This window comes from Achromobacter sp. Marseille-Q4954, assembly GCF_943737025.1.
In the GTDB taxonomy this organism is placed as follows: domain Bacteria; phylum Pseudomonadota; class Gammaproteobacteria; order Burkholderiales; family Burkholderiaceae_B; genus Achromobacter; species Achromobacter bronchisepticus_A.
Genome location: NZ_CALSFQ010000004.1, coordinates 256,463 through 274,784, shown reverse-complemented (window position 1 = coordinate 274,784; position 18,322 = coordinate 256,463). Strand labels below are relative to the sequence as shown.

The window sequence follows — 18,322 nt, the reverse complement described above, 5'->3', positions numbered from 1 at the left end:
GAATCGTATGTTGACGAAGGGCATCGCGGCCTAGACCCCTGTCCCCCCTCCGGCTTCCTGGCAGATTTTCGGTGCTTTGAAAACCCCAGAATGCGTGGATAATGCGCCGCTTTTCTTTGCGGCGTCAAGTATGGAAACTACGCATTTCTACGTGTAATTTTCCGTAAGTTACACGCTAGCCGTCCCCCGTTTAAATAGAATAGCGGCCCTATGAGTTCTACCTTGGATACCCAGCATGATTTGGCCGTCGAGAAGGCTCCGGCGCGCGCCGCGCCGCCTCCGATGTACCAGGTCCTGCTGCTGAACGACGACTACACCCCAATGGAGTTCGTCGTGAAAGTACTGCAAAAGTTCTTCAATAAGAATCACGAAGAGGCTACGAGGATCATGTTGCAGGTGCATCACGAAGGGCGTGGTGTATGCGGGGTTTATCCCCGGGACCTCGCCGCCACGCGCATTGCGCAAGTGGCCCAATACGCGCGGGCGCGCCAGCACCCCCTGCAATGCGTGATGGAACCCGTCTGAACCCCAGAATCAATGCGCCGCCTGTCATGGCGGCGTTGTGTTGTCCGGTTATTTTGTTTTGATAGGCAGTATCCGCGTACCCGAGAAGCGCGCGGAATGATCAGGTCGGCAGCTCCGCCGCTTAGGAGCGGTGCGTCTGCATTTGAGTAAGCGGGAGATTTACCGTGAGTGGAAAGATAAGCAAGGCCTGGCTGGCGACAGCCGGGGTCGTTGTATTGGCCGGCGCCATCGGCGTGGGCTGGTGGATGGGCAAGGAGCGTCAGCCCGCCAATCCGGCGCCAGCCGTCGTGTCGCAGCCTGCGGCCACGGCGGGTGGCGGCGATGCCAAGCCGGCATTGCCCGCCAGCGCGGTGGTCGGCGCGGCCGACCCGTTTGCCGCGCTTTCCTGCCAGCCGCGCCAGTACAACGATACGCTGGCGCTGGCGGTGACCTTCACGCAGCCGGTGGACGCCAAGTCCGACCTGGACAGCTATCTGCAAGTGACGGACACGGGCTCGGCTTCCGACAAGGACAGCGAATCGGCCGCCAGCAACGGCGACCAGCCCGCCTCGGTCCGGCCGGGCGACTCGGCGCCCAAGGGCAAGATCTTGAAGGGCAACTGGGTGGTGGGCGACAACCCCCGCATGGTCTATTTCCCCTACGTGCAACCGCAGCGTTCCTACGCGATCTCCGTGCGTGCCGGGCTGCCCGGCGCGGGTGGCATCAAGCTGGCGGAAGCGTCGAATTGCGAGGTGAACACGCAGGCCATGCCGCCGTCGTTCTATTTCGCCAGCCGCGGCGTGGTGCTGCCGGCCGGCCAGAATGGCGGCCTGCCCGTGGCCACGGTGAACGTCTCCGAAGTGGACGTGCAGTTCCTGCGCGTATCGCCTGAGCGGGTGCCTGAACTGTTCGACACCGTGCTGGGCATCGGCCGCAGCACCGGCTCCGGAGAAGAGGAAGACAGCGGCGACGAAGAGGACAACTGGCGCTATTCCGACAACCGCAGCCTGAAGGGCTCGGTCAGCAACTGGGACCTGGACCGCCTGAACTCGCTGACGACCAGCGTCTATCAAGGCCGTTTCGTTACCGACGACAAGCCCAACCGTCGCCATGTCACGTTCCTGCCGGTCGAAGGCATCAAGGAACTCCAGGAGCCCGGCATCTACATCGCGGTGATGAGCCAGCCCGGCCGTTTCCGCTACGAGTACCAGGTGACGTATTTCTACGTCAGCGACATCGGCCTGCACGCGCGCCGCTACAGCGACCGCATCGAAGCCTATTCGGTATCCCTGAAGAGCGGCACCGCCATCTCGGGCGCCGTGTTCGAACTGGTGGACGGCGCAGGCAAGTCGCTGGCCAAGGCCGCGGCCGACGGCCAGGGCCATGTCCGCTTTGACGGCAGTTTCGCCAATGCGCGTGTCATCCGCGCCTCGCGCGACAAGGAAATGACGGTGCTGGCCCTGGGCGAACCCGCCCTGGACCTGTCCGAATTCGACACCGGCGGCCATGTTTCCCGCCCCAACAACCTGTTCGTCTACGCCGGCCGCAACCTGTACCGCCCCGGCGAAACCTTCAACGTCTCGGTTCTGCCGCGCGACCTGGACGGCCGCATGTTGGCGCCGTCGCCCCTGACCGCCACCATCAAGCGCCCCGACGGCCGCACGGTGCTGAGCACCTTGTGGCAACCCCAAAAGGATCTGCCCGGCTATCTCGAGCGCAGCATCGATCTGCCGCTGGACGCGCAGACCGGCACGTGGCTGCTGGAATTGCGCGTGGACCCCGCGTCGCGCGCGCCGGACGCGTCCTGGAAGTTCCAGGTCGAGGAATTCCTGCCCGAGCGCATGAAGATGGCGCTGACCTCCGACCAGGAGGTGCTGTCGCCGGAGGAAACGCTGACCGTGGACGTGCAGGGCGATTATCTCTACGGCGCGCCCGCCGCCGGCAACCGCCTGCTGTCCAGCTTCCAGGTCAAGCGCGACCGTTTTGCGCTGCCCCAGCAATGGCCTGGCTTCATCTTCGGCGACGTTGCCGACGATGCCCGCCGCCATTTCGAGGAACTGCCCGAAACGGCCCTGGACGACAAGGGCCGCGGCCAGCTCGAGGTCGATCCGCGCACCGGCGGCACGCGTTCGCCGATGAAGGTGAGGGTGTCGGCCAGCCTGCTGGAATCCGGCGGCCGTCCGGTGGTGCGTTCGATCGAGCGCAGCGTCTGGCCCGCCGACCGCCTGATCGCCGTGCGTCCGCAATTCGACGGCGACGTGGCCCGCGAAGGCGCGCCCGCCGGTTTTGAAGTGCTGCGCGTCGACGCGCAGGGCAAGATTGCGCCGCTGGCGCAGGCGCAGATGCGTCTGTACCGCGAAGATCGCCAGTACTACTGGCGTTTCGACGACCAGCGCGGCTGGAATAGCGGCTACACCGAAACCGAGGAATTGCTGGATTCGCGCGAGATCGCGCTGAACGACCGCTCCCAGCTGACCGTGCCCGTGAAGTGGGGCCGCTATCGCCTGGAAATCGCCGATCCCGAAACCGGCCAGACCCTGCGCTACCGCTTCTATGCGGGCTGGAACGCGCAGGACTCCGACGCCATGGGCAATCGTCCCGACCGCGTGCAGATGAAGCTCGAAGGCGTGCCGGCCAAGCCGGGCGACACGGTCAAGCTGACCCTGACGCCGCCGCATGACGGCCAGGCGCTCATCACCGTGGAAGGCGACCGCATGCTGTGGTCCACCTGGGTGGCCGTGAAAGCGACCGGCACGCAGGTCGAGATTCCGGTCGACAAGAGCTGGAAGCGCCACGACCTGTACATTGCAGCCGCCGTGTTCCGTCCCGGCAGCGAGGGCGACCGCGTGACGCCGGCGCGCGCGCTGGGCCTGACCTTCCTGCCCATCGCCAGCGCCGACCGCAAGCTGGACGTGAAGCTGACGGCGCCGCCCAAGGCGGTGCCCGAGACCAAGGCGACCGTGCGCGTCAAGGTCGACGGCGCTTCGGGCAAGCAGGCCACCGTGACCCTGTCGGCGGTGGACGTGGGCATCCTCAATATCAATCAGTACAAGACGCCCGACCCGCTGGACTACTTCTTCGGCAAGCACCGCTACGCGCCCGAATTGCTGGACATGTACGGCAAGCTGATCGAGAAAATGGACGGCACCAAGGGCAAGCTGAAGTGGGGCGGCGACGCCGCCATGCGCGGCGACAGCAAGAGCCTGCCCAAGAAGGTCAAGCTGGTGGACCTGTTCTCCGGTCCGGTCAAGCTGAACGAGCAGGGCGAGGCGGACATCCCGCTGGACCTGCCCGACTTCAACGGCACGCTGCGCCTGATGGCGGTGGCCTTCACGCCCGACAACTACGGCAGCACCGACACCGAAATGGTGGTGGCGGCGCCTATCGTGGCCGAGCTGAACACGCCGCGCTTCATTACTCCGGGCGACCAGGCAGCGATCGCGCTGGACGTGACCAACCTGAGCGGCGCCGAACAGAAGGTGACGGTCAAGCTGGAAGCGCTGGACCCGCTGGCCATCGTCGACGGCGTCAAGACCGTGACCTTGAAGGACAAGCAGCGCACCACGTTGCGCTTCACCGCCACCACCACCGGTTCGTACGGCCTGGGCCTGATGCGCCTGACCGTCGACGGGCAGGGCGGCGGCAAGCCCGTGCGCATCGTGCGCGAATCCGTGCTGCAGGTGCAACCGGCCTACGCGGCCGAGCGCCAGGTGCGCCGCCTGCGCCTGAATCCGGGCGAAGCCAACGCGCCGCAGGCGTCGTGGATCGCTTCCTACTATCCGGACTCGACCACGGTCAGCATGACGGTTTCGAACCGTCCGCCGATCAACGTCAACCGCCTGGTCGAAGGGCTGCTCAACTATCCCTACGGCTGCACCGAGCAGACCATCAGCGCGACCCTGCCGTGGGTCATGCTGGATGAGGCCGCGGCCAAGCAGTTCGGCCTCAAGCCGCGTACCAAGGCCGAGCGTGACGCCAAGGTGGCCGGCGCGATCGGCCGCCTGGCGGGCATGCGCAATGCCGTCGGTTCGTACAACCTGTGGAGCAGCTCGTCCTCGCGCGACGTATGGCTGACGGCCTACGCCGTCGGCTTCATGCAGGACGCCCGCGACAACGGTTTCGAAGTGCCCGAGGCCTCGCTGGACCGTTCGCGCCAGTGGCTGCTGGAGCAGGTGCAGCAGAGTTCCGGCGCATTCGGCACCTGGTCGGCCAACCTGAAGCGCGGCGTCGAATCCGGACGCTACGATTCCAGCGACGCCAACATCCTGCGTGAGGACCACCGCCGCTTCGCCGGCCTGGCCACTGCCGCGCTGGCGCTGGCGCGCGACAAGAAGGCGCCGCTGTCCACGGTGCGCCAGCTGTACGACAACTACCAGGAGCGCGCGCGTTCGCCGCTGCCGCTGATCCAGCTGGCGGCTGCGTTCAAGCTCATGGGCGACGAAGGGCGCATGAAGAGCGCGCTCGACCAGGCCGTGGCGCGCGAGTACGGTCTCAACAACCGCCGCAACTCCGGCTATTACGACGAATGGCTGGGCGACTACGGCAGCGGCGTGCGCGACTACGCGCTGGCCTTTGCGATCGCCGACAAGTACGAGCTGCGCCACGAGCGCCTGGACAACCTGCTGACGCAGTTGGCCAGCCGCCTGGGCAACCGTTCGTACCTGTCGACGCAGGAACAGATGTCGCTGTTGCTGGCCGCCCGCGCCCTGGGCGGCGACAAGGCCACGCCCTGGTCCGCCACGCTGACCGTCAACGGTTCCACCAAGGCGCTCGCCGGCGGCACCAGCGACCAGACCGTGTCGCTGTCGGCGGCCGACCTGGCCGGCGCGCAGCTGCTGAACACCGGCAACCAGTCCCTGTTCGTCGAATACGACATCCAGGGCAGCCCGACCACCGCGCCCGCGCCGCGCAACGACGTGATCCAGCTCAAGCGCGGCTGGTACCGTCCGGACGGCCGTCCGTGGGATGGCGGCAGCCTGCAGACCGGCGATATGCTGGTGGTGTGGGTGCAGGCCAGCGCCAACCAGAACATTCCGGATGGCTTGCTGGTGGACCGCGTGCCGGCGGGTTTTGAAGTCGAAAACCTGAACCTGTCGCAAAGCCCCGAGATGCAGGAATGGACGATCGGCGGACGCCGCGTGGCCGAAGCCATGTCCGATCCCAACATCAAGCACCGCGAGTTCCGCGACGACCGCTATGTGGCCGCGGTGTCGCTGGGCCGCGGCAAGGTGGACGTGTTCTATCTGGTGCGCGTCGTGACGCCGGGCCGCTACGCGGTGCCGTCGACGGTGGCCGAAGATATGTACCGGCCTGAAATCCGTGGCGTAGGCGAGCAATGGAGCACGGTAGAGATCCGCGACCGCGGCGCCAAGCGTCCTTGACCCCCGCCGCCACCCCCGTGGCGGGCGCCTCGCGCGCCCGCCGCTGGCGGCGGCGCGGAATCTTCGCGGCCAGCGCGTTGTTTGCGCTGGCCGCGTTGTTATTCACGCTGGACCGCCTCTATCCCTTGCCGCCCGTGGATTCGGGCGGCGCCGCCGTGGTCGTGGCCGCGGACGGCACGCCGCTGCGCAACTATCCCAGCCGCGACGGCATCTGGCGCTATCCGGTCAAACCCGACCAGGTGTCCGAACGCTATCTGGAAACGCTGCTGACCTACGAGGACCGCTGGTTCTACTGGCACCCGGGCGTCAACCCGGTGGCGATGGCGCGCGCCGGCTGGCAGTGGGCCACCAACCGCCGTATCGTGTCGGGCGGCTCCACCCTGACCATGCAGGTTGCGCGGTTGATCGATCCGGAACTGGCCGGCAAGCCCTCGCGCTCGATGTCGGCGAAGCTGCGGCAGGCCTGGCGCGCCATCCAGCTGGAAATGCACTACAGCAAGGACGAGATCCTGTCGCTGTACCTGACCCACGCGCCCATGGGCGGCATCGTCGAAGGCGTGGAGATGGGCTCGCGCCTGTGGCTGGGCAAGCCGGCGCGCGACCTGAGCCCGGCGGAGGCGGCGATGCTGACCGCCTTGCCGCAGGCGCCGTCGCGCCTGCGGCCGGACCGTCATCCCGAGGCCGCGCAGGCCGCGCGCGACAAGGTGCTGGACCGCATGGTCGAACTGGGCCGCTGGACCCCGGCCGAGGTGGCCGACGCCAAGATCGAGAACGTGGTTGCGCCGCCGCTGCGGGCGCGCTGGCTGGCGCCCCTGGCCGCGCAGCGCCTGCTGCAGGAAGCGGGCAGCCACCGCAAGGCCGGCCGGCGCCCGGGCGAGCGGCCCGCCGTGGTCACGTCCACCCTGGACGCGGACATGCAGGCGGCGGTGGAGCGCATGCTGCAGGACCGGGTGGACGGCCTGCCGCCCAAGGTATCGATGGCCGTGTTGGTGATGGACAACGATACGCTGGAGGTCAAGGCCTATGCCGGCTCCGCCGACTTCTCCGACGAAAGCCGGGCCGCCCACGTGGATATGGTGCGCGGCGTGCGTTCGCCGGGCTCCACGCTCAAACCCTTTCTGTACGCGCAGGCGCTGGACGAAGGCCTGATCCACTCCGAAAGCCTGCTGATCGACGCGCCGATGTCGTTCGGCGGCTACGCGCCGGGCAATTTCCAGGCCGCGTTCGCCGGCCCGATCAGCGTGGCGCAGGCCCTGCAGCGTTCGCTCAACGTGCCGGCGGTGGACCTGCTGGATCGCGTCGGGCCCAGCAGTTTTGCCTCGGTCATGCTGGCCGGCGGGGTGCGGTTACGTTTGCCCGCGGGCGCGGAACCGAATTTGAGCTTGATTTTGGGCGGGGGCGGCACCACATTGGAAGAACTGGTGGGCGCTTACCGGGCCCTGGCCCGCGGGGGCGTCTCCGGGCGGCCCCGGCTGCGGCCGGAGCAGCCTCGGGTCGAGTCCCGTATGATGAGCCCTGGGGCGGCCTGGATCGTCCGTGACATTCTGGAGAGCGGCGGCCATCCTGACCGGCCGTTCTACCAGTCGGGCAGCCCGGCGCGGCAACTGGCCTGGAAGACCGGGACCAGTTTCGGATTCCGCGACGCCTGGGCCGTTGGAGTGACCGACAGGTGGACGATGGGCGTCTGGGTCGGCCGTCCGGATGGTACGCCCAACCCCGGATTTTTCGGGGCAAACGTGGCGGCGCCGCTACTGCAGGATATCGTGGCGGCCTTGCCGGAAGGCGCTCAGCAGGTCCGCGTCAGGCCCGAAACGGTGCAGGCCGCGGTGACATGCTGGCCCCTGGGTTACAAGCTCGGCAGCGTGCCGTCCGGCGAATGTCCGGAGCAGCGCGCGGCCTGGGTGCTGAATGAAACGGCGCCGCCGTCCTTTGCCGGCTACGCCGATGCCTCGCGCGGACCGCTGCGTCTGGGCGGCGTGGCCAGCGGCTCGGTGCTGCGGCCCGTGCCGGGCGGGCGCGAAGTGGCGCTGGATGTGGATGTGCAGGGAACAGAAGGCGAAGTATGGTGGATGCTGGACGGGCGCGTGGTTGGCCACGGCGCGTCGGGTCATCCGTTTAAATTAGTGTTGGCCATGGACGGCCGGTATACGCTTACCGTCATGGATGCGCAAGGCCGTCACGACAGAGTGGTTTTTGAAATCTCTGGCGTTACGCCATGATCGGCATAGAATATGAATCGTGTATTTGCCCGCTTCGATGCGTTACGGAGGAAGCGTGATTTCTCAAGAGCTTGAAGTCAGCCTGCATATGGCTTTCGTCGAGGCCCGTTCGGCCCGGCATGAATTTATTACCGTCGAGCATCTGCTGCTGGCGTTGCTCGACAACGCTTCGGCCGTTGAAGTGCTGCGCGCCTGCGCCGCGAACCTGGACGACCTGCGCCGCAATCTGCGCCAGTTCGTCTCGGAGAACACCCCGGTGATCCCGAGCGGCGCCGAGGTCGACACGCAGCCCACGCTGGGATTCCAGCGTGTGATCCAGCGCGCCATCATGCATGTATCCGCGGGAGGCACCGGCAAGAAGCCGGTTACCGGCGCCAATGTGCTCGTGGCCATTTTCGGCGAAAAGGATTCGCACGCCGTGTATTACCTGCAGCAGCAGGGCGTGACGCGGCTGGACGTTGTCAATTTTCTGTCGCATGGCATTACCAAACAGCCCCAGGTGGAGTCCGCCGCCGTGCAGAAAGAGCAGCAGACCAATGGTGAAGAGCAGGGCGAATCGCGTCAGTCGCCGCTGGACCAGTACGCCACCGACCTGAATGCCGCCGCGTTGGCGGGCCGCATCGATCCCCTCATCGGACGCGAGCACGAAGTCGAGCGCGTGATCCAGGTGCTGTGCCGCCGCCGCAAGAACAATCCGCTGCTGGTCGGCGAGGCCGGCGTGGGCAAGACCGCGATCGCCGAAGGCCTGGCCTGGCGCATCACGCGCGGCGAAGTGCCCGAAATCCTGCAGGCCGCCCAGGTCTTTTCGCTGGACATGGGCGCCTTGCTGGCGGGCACCAAGTACCGCGGCGATTTCGAGCAGCGCCTGAAGGGCGTGCTCAAGCAGATCCGCGGCAACCCCGACGCCATCCTGTTCATCGACGAGATCCATACGCTGATCGGCGCCGGCTCGGCATCGGGCGGCACGCTGGACGCGTCCAACCTCTTGAAGCCCGCCTTGTCTTCCGGGCAGCTCAAGTGCATCGGCGCGACCACCTACACCGAATACCGCGGCGTCTTTGAAAAAGACCACGCGCTGTCGCGCCGTTTCCAGAAGATCGACGTGGCCGAACCCAGCGTCGAACAGACCGTGCAGATCCTGCGCGGCCTGAAGAGCCGCTTCGAAGAGCACCACAGCGTGCGCTACTCGTCCGCCGCCCTGTCGGCCGCGGCCGAACTGTCGGCGCGCTTCATCAATGACCGCCATCTGCCGGACAAGGCCATCGACGTGATCGACGAGGCCGGCGCCGCGCAGCGCCTGCTGCCGCGCTCGCGCCAAAAGAAGGTAATCGGCAAGGTGGACATCGAGAACATCGTGTCCAAGATCGCGCGCATTCCGCCGCAGTCCGTCTCCAACGACGACCGCAGCAAGCTCGCGACGCTGGACCGCGACCTGAAGACCGTGGTCTTCGGCCAGGACAACGCCATCGAAGCCCTGTCCGCCGCCATCAAGATGGCGCGCTCGGGCCTGGGCAAGCCGGAAAAGCCGATCGGCGCCTTCCTGTTCTCCGGTCCCACCGGCGTGGGCAAGACCGAAGTCGCGCGCCAGCTGGCTTTCACGCTGGGCGTGGAGCTGCTGCGTTTCGACATGTCGGAATACATGGAGCGGCACGCGGTGTCGCGCCTGATCGGCGCGCCTCCGGGCTACGTCGGTTTCGACCAGGGCGGCCTGCTGACCGAGGCCATCACCAAGCAGCCGCACTGCGTGCTGCTGCTCGATGAAATCGAAAAGGCGCACCCGGATGTGTTCAACATCCTGCTGCAGGTCATGGACCACGGCACGCTGACCGACAACAACGGCCGCAAGGCGGACTTCCGCAACGTCATTCTCATCATGACGACCAACGCGGGCGCCGAAACCTTGAACCGTCCGTCGATCGGCTTCGCGAATTCGCGCGTGGTGGGTGACGAAATGGCGGAAATCCGCCGCATGTTCACCCCCGAGTTCCGCAACCGCCTGGACGCGATCATCCCGTTCGCGCCGCTGGACCGCGAAATCATCCTGCGCGTGGTGGACAAGTTCCTCATGCAGCTGGAAGACCAACTGCACGAGCGTCGCGTGGAAGCCATCTTCACCACGAGTCTGCGCGAGCATCTCGCCAAGGAAGGGTTCGATCCGCTCATGGGCGCACGTCCCATGCAGCGCCTCATCCAGGACACCATCCGGCGTGCGCTGGCCGACGAGCTGCTGTTCGGCAAGCTGGTCGATGGCGGCACGGTCACGGTCGACCTGGACGAGGAAGGCAAGGTCAAGCTGGACTTCGACGAGAACGGCAAGCCGCCCTCGTCGGATGCGCCTGACAAACAGGAAGTCGAACTGGTCGACTAGGCGACTCAATGACCGCGGACCGCCAGCCGCTGATCGAGTGCGAGCACTGCGCAAGCATCTATCGCCGGCATCAGCTTGAACCTGGCGAGACCGCCAATTGCGCCCGCTGCGGCGCCACCTTGTGGCGTTACAGCGGGCTTACTTTGTCCAATTGGCTGGCCCTCGCCATTGCCGCCCTCATCGTGTTCGGGGTGGCCAACGCCTATCCCGTCGCTTCGATGTCCGTGCAGGGCATGGTGCAGCAGGCGTCCTTGCTGGACGCCATTTTCATCACCTGGCGGCAGGACCACTGGGTTGTCGCCATCATGACCGGCATGGCGGGCTTCGCGTTGCCGATGCTGCAGCTTTCCGTGTTGCTGTGGGTGTTGGGGCCGCTTTCGCGCGGCCGCGAGCCCCTGGGCTTCCGTACCGCGATGCGCCTGTTGGGCTTTCTGCGGCCCTGGTGCATGGTCCCGGTGTTCCTCCTGGGCGTGCTGGTGGCTGTGGTGAAGCTGGCGGGCATGGCCGCCGTGACTCCAGGCATCGGGCTGGTCGCGTTCGGCATCCTGACCATCTTGTTGACGATGCTGGGGCGGCTGTCGCCGCATGTGCTGTGGCGCTACGCCGAGAGTGTGGGCGTGGTGCCGGTGCATATACCCCAGACTGCGCCGGACACGGTACTGACCGGATGTCATGTCTGTGGTCAGGTGCAGGCGCTGCCCCGCGCGGCCGACCCGGAAGAACACCACCACTGCGTGCGTTGCGACGCCCTGGTGCATTTCCGCAAGCCCGACCATCTGGCACGCACCTGGGCGCTGTTGCTGGCAGCCGTGGTGTTCTATATCCCCGCCAACGTGCTGCCGGTGATGCAGGTCAGGTCGGTGCTAGGCGACAGCGCCCATACCATCCTGGGCGGCGTGGTTGAACTGTGGGATATGGGCTCCTGGGATATTGCGCTGATCGTCTTCATCGCCAGCGTGGCGGTGCCGCTGACCAAGCTGCTGGCGCTCATGCTGTTGCTGTTGACGGAACAGTGGCGCAGCACCACCAACTTGCGCCCGCGCACGCGCCTGTATCAAATGGTCGAGTTCATCGGCCAATGGTCGATGCTGGATGTTTTTGTCGTTATATTGCTGGCGGCGTTGGCGGATTTCCAGGGCTTGATGGAAATCAGCGCCGGCGCGGGTGCGGCGGCGTTCGGGCTGACAGTGATCCTGACCATGTTGTCTGCCATGAGTTTCGACCTGCGCCGCAGTTGGGATCTGGAAGGACAAAGTGAAATAGAATCGCCGCCAGTGGAAGGCGGGCGCCAGCCGGCGTCTCTTGCCGGCAAGGAAATGGGCTAGGAAGCGCCGCGGCTTCCGTCCACGAACAAGGAAGAGTAGATGTCCGAGCAAGCACCCGGATCCGGTGAAGAGAAGTTCGCGTCACCCGCGATCTCGCGCAAGAAGAAGAGCCGGATTTCATGGATCTGGCTGGTGCCCATCGTGGCGGCCCTGATGGGCCTGTCGCTGGTCGTGCGGACCTGGATGCAGGCGGGGCCCGACATCTCGATTTCGTTCAATACTGCAGAAGGGCTGGAAGTCGGCAAGACCCAGCTGCGCTACAAGGACGTGAACATCGGCGCCGTGAAGTCCATCGGCTTCAACGAAGACCGCACCAAGGTGGTGGTGCGGGCCGAGCTGTCCAAGGATGTTTCCGATCTGGCCCGCGAAGGCACCAACTTCTGGGTGGTGCGCCCGCGTCTGGACGTGAGCGGCGTGTCCGGCCTGGGCACGCTGCTGTCCGGCGCCTATATCGGCGTGGACGCGGCCGAAGGCAAGGACAGTTCCAAGAAGGCTACCAAGCTGCATTTCGAGGGCCTGGAGGTTCCGCCGGCGGTTACGCATGACCGCGCCGGCAAGCGTTTCAAGCTCAGGGCCTCTGATCTGGGCTCGCTCGATATCGGCTCGCCCGTGTACTTCCGCCGCATCAACGTGGGCCGCGTAATCGGCTACGCGCTGGATGAAACCGGCAAGGCCGTGAACGTCGAGGTGTTCGTGGACGCGCCCAACGACAAGTTCGTGACCCAAGGCTCGCGCTTCTGGAACGCCAGCGGCGTCGACTTCAGCGTCAACGCCGACGGACTCAAGGTACGCACGCAATCGCTGGTGTCGATGGCGGTGGGGGGCGTCGCTTTCGAACCGGTCCTGACCACGCGCGATTCGGGCAAGCAGGCGCAGGCCGACGCCCAGTTCGACCTGTACGCGACCGAGGCGGCCGCCAAGGCCAATCCGGACGGCGAGGCCTTCCCGATCCGCATGCGTTTTGACCAGTCGATCCGCGGCCTGACGGTGGGCGCGCCCATCGATTTCAGCGGCATCACGCTGGGCAACGTCACGCAGATCAACATGGATTTCGATCCGATCGCCAAGCGCTTCTACTCGCTGGTGGACGCCACCCTGTATCCGGAACGCCTGGGGCGCGTGTTCGAAGAAGTGCGCGATCGCGCAGCCAAGGATGGCGACCTTGCCGGCAACCGCCTGCTGGGCGGCATGATCAAGCACGGCCTGCGCGCGCAGCTGCGCACCGCCAACCTGCTGACCGGCCAGCTGTACGTGGCGCTGGACGACTTCCCGAACGCCAAGCCGGTTGAGTTCAAGGTCTCGGATCCGGCCATGATTCCGACGGTGCCCGGCAACCTGGACCAATTGCAGCAGCAGATCAGCAACATCGTCGCCAAGATCGAGAAGATTCCGTTCGACAAGATCGGCGAGGACCTGCGCACCACGCTGGCCAGCACCTCCAAGCTGATGAACCGCCTGGACAAGCAGGTCGCGCCTGAAGCGCAGAACATGCTCAAGCAGGCCAAGGAATCCATGGCGCAGGTCAACGCGCTGTTGGCCTCCGATGCGTCCTTGCCGGTCAACACGGAGAAGGCGATGCAGGAACTGGGCCGCGCGGCCCGTTCGCTGCGCGCCCTGGCCGACTTCCTGCAAGCCAACCCCGAGGCCCTGTTGCGCGGCCGCGGCCCAGACCCGATCCCCGGCGCCGGTCCTGTCAGGAACTGAACCCCATGAATAGACGCCCATTCCCCCGCGCCCGCCAGGCGACTCCGAGTTCCGAGCAGCCGCGATCCGCGGCCCCCCGTTTGCGTCCGCTCCTGTCCTTGCTGGCTTTGTCGGCGGCGCTGGCTGGCTGCGGAGCGTCTGCGCCCGTGCACTATCACACCTTGCAGGCGCCAGCGGCCCAGGCGCCGGCCGCCGGCGTGGCGCCCGCCAGCTTCCTGATCGAGGTGCAACCGGTCAACATTTCGACGCAGGCGGACCAGCCGCAGCTGATGGTGCGCAGCGGCGAGGGCAGCTTGGCCGCGCTGTACTCCGAGCGCTGGAGTTCGCCGCTGGGCGACGAGCTGCGCGGCGCACTGTCGGACGCGCTGAAGCGCGAGCTGGGCGCCCTGGACGTGCAACTGGTCAAGCCCGGGCCGGGCGCCGCGGTCTGGCGCGTGCAGACCGACGTGCAGCGGTTCGAGCTGGAGCCAGGCCGCATGGCCCAGCTCGATGCGACCTGGCGCGTGCGGCCGGTCAACATGAAGGGTTCCGGCCTGCTTTGCCGCAGCGTGGTGACGGAACCGGTGACGGAAGAGGGCGTGCCGGCCATGATCGCCGCGCAGCAGCGCGCCGTGGTCAGCCTGGCCGGCGCCATGGCCTCGGCCATACGGGGGCAGACCCCGGCGGGATCGGGCTCGGTGCAGATGCTGGGCTGCGCGGCGCTCAAGGATTGATCGTTCAGCCAAAAATCCCGCCTGATCTCAAATGGTTAACCTAGGGTTAACCATAGTGCAAAGCAAGTTGCAACCTGTCTAGCATACGGTCCTACCCATGCCGGGTCCCGCAAGGACCCGGTACTACCTTTGCCATGCGACAGGAAGCAATCTCTTATGGCCAGCACGACCCTAGGCGTTAAAGTCGACGACGCGCTCCGCGACCGGCTGAAGGCCGCCGCGCAAAAGCTCAACTGCACGCCGCACTGGCTGCACAAGCAGGCGATCCTTTCCTACCTGGACAAGATCGAGCGCGGCCACCTGCCCGCCGAGATGTCGCACCTGGGCATGGACGCGGGCGGCGAGGACGAGGCGGGCGAGGGCCATTCCGCGCCCACGCCGCCGTTCTATGAATTCGGCCAGGACGTGCAGCCGCAGTCGGTGCTGCGCGCGGCCATCACCGCCGCCTACCGGCGTCCCGAGCCCGAGTGCGTGCCGCTGCTGCTGGGCCAGGCCCGCATGCCCAATCTGGAAAAGATCCACGCCATGGCCGCCGATCTGGTCCGGAAGCTGCGCGGCAAGCGCAGCGGCGGCGGGGTGGAAGGGCTGATCCAGGAGTTCTCGCTGTCCAGCCAGGAAGGCGTGGCGCTGATGTGCCTGGCCGAAGCGCTGCTGCGCATTCCCGACCGTGCCACGCGCGATGCGCTGATCCGCGACAAGGTGGCTCGCGGCGACTGGAAGTCGCACATGGGCGGCTCGCAATCCCTGTTCGTCAACGCCGCCACCTGGGGCCTGATGATCACGGGCAAGCTGGTGGCCGTGAGCAGCGAACAGTCGCTGTCCAAGGCGTTGACCCGGCTGATCGGCAAGGGCGGCGAGCCCTTGGTGCGCAAGGGCGTGAACATGGCCATGCGCATGATGGGCGAACAGTTCGTGTCGGGCCAGACCATTTCCGAAGCCCTGGCCAACAACCGCAAGATGGAAGCCCGCGGCTTTCGCTATTCCTACGACATGCTGGGCGAGGCCGCGACCACGGCCGAGGACGCCGACCGCTATTACGCCTCGTACGAGCAAGCCATCCATGCCATCGGCAAGGCCGCGGCCGGCCGCGGCATCTATGAAGGCCCGGGCATCTCGATCAAGCTGTCGGCGCTGCATCCGCGGTATTCGCGCGCCCAGCGCGAACGCGTCATGGCCGAGCTGCTGCCGCGCGTGAAGGCACTGACCGTGTTGGCGCGCAGCTACGACATCGGCCTGAACATCGACGCCGAGGAAGCCGATCGCCTGGAGATCTCGCTGGACCTGCTGGAGGCGCTCTGTTTCGAGCCCGAGCTGGACGGCTGGAACGGCATCGGCTTCGTCATCCAGGCCTACCAGAAGCGCGCGCCCTTCGTGATCGACTACGTGATCGACCTGGCCCGCCGCAGCCGCCATCGCGTGATGGTGCGCCTGGTCAAGGGCGCGTACTGGGACAGCGAGATCAAGCGCGCCCAGGTCGACGGCCTGGAAGGCTATCCGGTCTATACCCGCAAGGTCTACACGGACGTGGCCTACCTGGCCTGCGCCCGCAAGCTGCTGGGCGCGCCGGAAGCGGTGTTCCCGCAGTTCGCCACGCACAATGCCTACACCCTGTCCGCGATCTACCAATTGGCGGGGCAGAACTATTACCCGGGCCAATACGAGTTCCAATGCCTGCACGGCATGGGCGAGCCGCTGTACGACGAAGTCGTGGGCGCGCTGTCGCAGGGCAAGCTCAACCGTCCGTGCCGCATCTACGCGCCGGTCGGCACGCATGAAACGCTGCTGGCCTACCTGGTGCGCCGCCTGCTGGAAAACGGCGCCAACACCTCGTTCGTGAACCTGATCGGCGACGACAGCATTCCGGTCGAGCAACTGGTGGCTGACCCGGTGGAAGCCGCCGCGCGCATCGCGCCGCTGGGCGCGCCGCACGAGAAGATTCCGCTGCCGCGCGAACTCTATGGCGACCCGCAGGAGGGCGCCCGCGCCAACTCGGCGGGCCTGGACCTGAGCAACGAGCATCGGCTGGGTTCGCTGTCCGCGGCCCTGCTGGCCAGCGCCGCCATGCCGTGGCGCGCCGGCCCCATGCTGGGCGAGGGCGAAGGGGCCTGGGATGCCTCGCGCGCCATGGAAGTCCGCAACCCCGCCAATCTGCGCGACGTGGTGGGCCACGTGGTCGAAGCGCAGGCAGACGAGGCCGAGATCGCGCTGCGCGCCGCTGCCAATGCCGCTCCCATCTGGCAATCCACGCCGGTGGCCGAACGCGCCCAGTGCCTGCGCCGCGCCGCGCAATTGCTGGAAGAGCAGATGCAGACCCTGCTGGGCCTGATCGTGCGCGAAGCCGGCAAGTCATTGCCCAACGCCATCGCCGAGGTGCGCGAGGCCGTGGACTTCCTGCGCTATTACGCGGACCAGGCCGAAACGGAATTCAGCAACGACACGCACCGGCCGCTGGGCACGGTGCTGTGCATCAGCCCCTGGAACTTCCCGCTGGCCATCTTCACCGGCCAGGTCGCGGCCGCCCTGGCCGCCGGCAACACGGTGGTGGCCAAGCCCGCCGAACAGACGCCGCTGATCGCCGCGCAAGCCGTGGCCATCCTGCGCGCGGCAGGCGTGCCTGCCGGCGCCGTGCAGCTGCTGCCGGGCCGCGGCGAAACCGTGGGCGCGCAGCTGGTCGCAAGCCCCGGCGTGCGCGGCGTGATGTTCACCGGCTCCACCGATGTGGCGCGCATCATCGCGCGCACGCTGGCGGACCGCCTGGACGATGCCGGCCACACCATTCCGCTGATCGCCGAAACGGGCGGCCAGAACGCCATGGTGGTGGATTCCTCGGCCCTGTCCGAACAGGTCGTGTTCGACGTGTTGACCTCCGCGTTTGATTCGGCGGGGCAGCGCTGTTCGGCGCTGCGCGTGCTGTGCGTGCAGGAAGACAATGCCGACCACGTGCTGACCATGCTGCGCGGCGCGATGCGCGAACTGAGCGTGGGCAACCCCGACCGCCTGTCGGTGGACGTGGGGCCGGTGATCGATACGGAAGCGCGCAACGGCATTCAGCGGCACATCGAAACGATGCGCACCGCGGGCCATCGCGTGGACCAGGTGGAACTCAACGGCGAATGCCGCCACGGCACTTTCGTGCCGCCGACCATCATCGAAATCGACCACGTCAGCGAATTGACGCGCGAAGTGTTCGGGCCCGTGCTACACGTGGTGCGCTACCAGCGCGATGAGCTCGACGCCTTGCTGGATGCCATCAACGGCACCGGCTACGGCCTGACCTTCGGCGTGCACACCCGCATCGACGAGACCATCGCACACGTGACCGGCCAGGTTCATGCGGGCAATGTCTACGTCAACCGCAATATCGTGGGCGCGGTGGTGGGCGTGCAGCCCTTCGGCGGCGAAGGCTTGTCCGGCACCGGCCCCAAGGCCGGCGGTCCGCTCTATATGTACCGTCTGCTGGGTACGCGTCCGGCCGGTCTGCCGCCGGCGCTGGACGCGGCGGCGGCGCTGCCGCAGCGCATTGCGCTGCCGGGGCCGACCGGCGAGACCAATACCTATGTGGTGGAGCCGCGCGGCGCCGTGTATTGCGTGGCCGCCACCGAAGCGGGCGCGCGGGCGCAGTGGTCCGTCGCCAGGTTGACCGGCAACCATGCCTGGTTCGCGGACACGCCCGCGGCGCAGGCGCTGCTGGCGTCGCTGGACGCCGGCCAGCAGGAGCAGGCGGGCATCCTGGCCGACGATGAGGTCGACCAGGCGGATTATCAGGCCGTGCTGTTCGAAGGCGATGGCGACGCGCTGCAGGCGCTGAACCAGCGCATCGCGCAGCGCCCGGGCGCCATCCTGTCGGTCCATGGCCTGACCCCCGACGCGATCGCGGCGGGCGCCGGCTACGTGCCGGAACGCCTGCTGGCGGAGCGCTCCGTCAGCGTCAATACGGCAGCGGCGGGCGGCAACGCCAGCCTCATGACCATAGGTTGAGTCTGATATAGGACAACCCTCAGGCATCCAAGGGTTATCTCCAATATCGGGCGGGGTTGCACTGGAACGAAAATCCGGTCGCACCTTAAATCCGGAAGTCGCAACCCGGCTTCCGGATTTTGCAGAATAT

The 18,322-nt window shown here is 66.7% G+C and carries 8 protein-coding genes; all 8 read left to right on the top strand.

All coding sequences use genetic code 11. From position 1 onward, the window contains the following. Positions 1–210 precede the first annotated feature (210 nt). Positions 211–525: an ATP-dependent Clp protease adapter ClpS gene (gene clpS, locus NGK62_RS29510; RefSeq protein WP_006383989.1), complete on the top strand. Its 315-nt coding sequence runs from the start codon at positions 211–213 to the stop codon at positions 523–525. A 164-nt stretch (positions 526–689) separates the two neighbouring features. Continuing rightward, positions 690–5,885, top strand: coding sequence for an alpha-2-macroglobulin family protein (locus NGK62_RS29505; RefSeq protein WP_118932828.1), 5,196 nt, complete (start codon positions 690–692; stop codon positions 5,883–5,885). Further along, on the top strand, positions 5,882–8,104 hold the full coding sequence (pbpC, locus tag NGK62_RS29500) for a penicillin-binding protein 1C (RefSeq protein ID WP_251881664.1): 2,223 nt from the start codon (positions 5,882–5,884) through the stop codon (positions 8,102–8,104). The genes NGK62_RS29505 and pbpC overlap by 4 nt, the downstream gene beginning before the upstream one ends. Positions 8,105–8,159: 55 nt before the next feature. Continuing rightward, a complete protein-coding gene (clpA, locus tag NGK62_RS29495) occupies positions 8,160–10,472 on the top strand; it encodes an ATP-dependent Clp protease ATP-binding subunit ClpA (protein ID WP_059379976.1) in 2,313 nt (770 codons plus the stop codon). Positions 10,473–10,480: 8 nt separating this feature from the next. Beyond that, the gene (locus NGK62_RS29490) at positions 10,481–11,797 is read left to right on the top strand and encodes a paraquat-inducible protein A (RefSeq protein ID WP_059379875.1); all 1,317 of its coding nucleotides are present in this window, start codon (positions 10,481–10,483) and stop codon (positions 11,795–11,797) included. 39 nt (positions 11,798–11,836) lie between these two features. Then, a complete protein-coding gene (locus tag NGK62_RS29485) occupies positions 11,837–13,501 on the top strand; it encodes a PqiB family protein (RefSeq protein ID WP_059379874.1) in 1,665 nt (554 codons plus the stop codon). 5 nt (positions 13,502–13,506) lie between these two features. Then, positions 13,507–14,214 carry a PqiC family protein gene (locus NGK62_RS29480; protein ID WP_251881662.1) on the top strand — a complete coding sequence of 236 codons (708 nt, stop codon included), beginning with the start codon at positions 13,507–13,509 and terminating at the stop codon, positions 14,212–14,214. 156 nt (positions 14,215–14,370) lie between these two features. Continuing rightward, positions 14,371–18,192: a trifunctional transcriptional regulator/proline dehydrogenase/L-glutamate gamma-semialdehyde dehydrogenase gene (putA, locus tag NGK62_RS29475; RefSeq protein WP_059379872.1), complete on the top strand. Its 3,822-nt coding sequence runs from the start codon at positions 14,371–14,373 to the stop codon at positions 18,190–18,192. Positions 18,193–18,322: the final 130 nt, after the last annotated feature.

Coding starts and splice junctions, on each gene's coding strand:
- clpS (WP_006383989.1), top strand. CDS start 211: ATGAGTTCTACCTTGGATACCCAGCATGATTTGGCCGTCGAGAAGGCT.
- NGK62_RS29490 (WP_059379875.1), top strand. CDS start 10,481: ATGACCGCGGACCGCCAGCCGCTGATCGAGTGCGAGCACTGCGCAAGC.
- NGK62_RS29485 (WP_059379874.1), top strand. CDS start 11,837: ATGTCCGAGCAAGCACCCGGATCCGGTGAAGAGAAGTTCGCGTCACCC.
- NGK62_RS29480 (WP_251881662.1), top strand. CDS start 13,507: ATGAATAGACGCCCATTCCCCCGCGCCCGCCAGGCGACTCCGAGTTCC.
- putA (WP_059379872.1), top strand. CDS start 14,371: ATGGCCAGCACGACCCTAGGCGTTAAAGTCGACGACGCGCTCCGCGAC.